This window comes from Streptococcus pseudopneumoniae ATCC BAA-960 = CCUG 49455 (assembly GCF_002087075.1).
GTDB lineage: Bacteria > Bacillota > Bacilli > Lactobacillales > Streptococcaceae > Streptococcus > Streptococcus pseudopneumoniae.
Genome location: NZ_MWSM01000054.1, coordinates 855 through 1981 on the forward strand (window position 1 = coordinate 855; position 1127 = coordinate 1981).

Genomic DNA, 1127 nt, shown 5'->3' on the forward strand with positions numbered 1-1127 from the left:
ATGGAACCGTTAGAGTTGAGGTAGTACCATGAACCATTCACTTGTACCCAACCCGTTACCATGGAACCGTTAGTATTATAAAAATACCACATACCATTTTCTTGTTTCCAGCCTGTTGTTGCAGCAACTGGTTTAGCTGGTTCTAATGCTGAATCTGTTCCTTGATTAGATGTAACAGATACAGGATATGAAGGAATAGATGACTTCTTAGGAACAACAACTTTTTCAGGTTCTCTCGTCCCTCTCCTTATACGTCTTTTTACCATCTCTTTAGTAATTTGACGAGAAGTAGTTTCTTCAATTGTTCCATCACGTTCATCTACAGTATAGATTGTAGTAAGCGTAATTTCACCAATTTCTCCTGCTTCTTCTATTTCTTGACCTTTATCAAGAGTTGAGTCATCGAGATATTCTGTTTCGATTGGAATTTCTTGGACAAGAACTTGGGGCTTGGTTCCTTTTTTAACAACTCTTGTTTGAGAGTCTTCTTTTTGACTTAAAGTACTCTCAGTTACTTGTCCACTCTTTCCATCTACATCATAAGTTATCGTTGTAACTGTTTTCCCATTCTTTCCTAGAGTAATCTCTTGCTCCTGTCCTGCAGAAAGGTCATTGTCTGCTTCATATTTAGTAGCAAATGGAACAAGAACTTCTTCAACCTTGCTCTTAGCTGGAACTTTGATAACTGTATCCGTGGCTTCTTTTCTATCAACAGTAACCTTTTCGCTAACCTTACCAGTCTCTGGATTAACATCGTAGGTCCTTGTCGTGGTTACATAGCCATCCTCTCCGTCAACCATCTCAATAGAAGCTCCTCGGTCTCTAGTCTCATCTTTTTCATAACGGATGACACTTGTAGGAAGGACTTCGCGGTCAACCTTGCTTTTAGCTGGAACTTTGATAACTGTATCCGTGGCTTCTTTTCTATCAACAGTAACCGTTTCGCTAACCTTACCAGTCTCTGGATTAACATCGTAGGTCGTCGTTGTGGTTACATAGCCATCTTCTCCGTCAACCATCTCAATAGAAGCTCCTCGGTCTCTAGTCTCATCTTTTTCATAACGGATGACACTTGTAGGAAGGACTTCGCGGTCAACCTTGCTTTTAGCTGGAACTTTGATAACTGT

General features: G+C 40.3%; 1 protein-coding gene. It reads right to left on the bottom strand.

Going from position 1 to position 1127, the window contains the following annotated elements; translation table 11 throughout:
* Positions 1 to 1127 (bottom strand): PspC-related protein choline-binding protein 1 (locus B4W83_RS12815; protein WP_158083590.1); only part of this gene is annotated, 1127 nt, incomplete at both ends.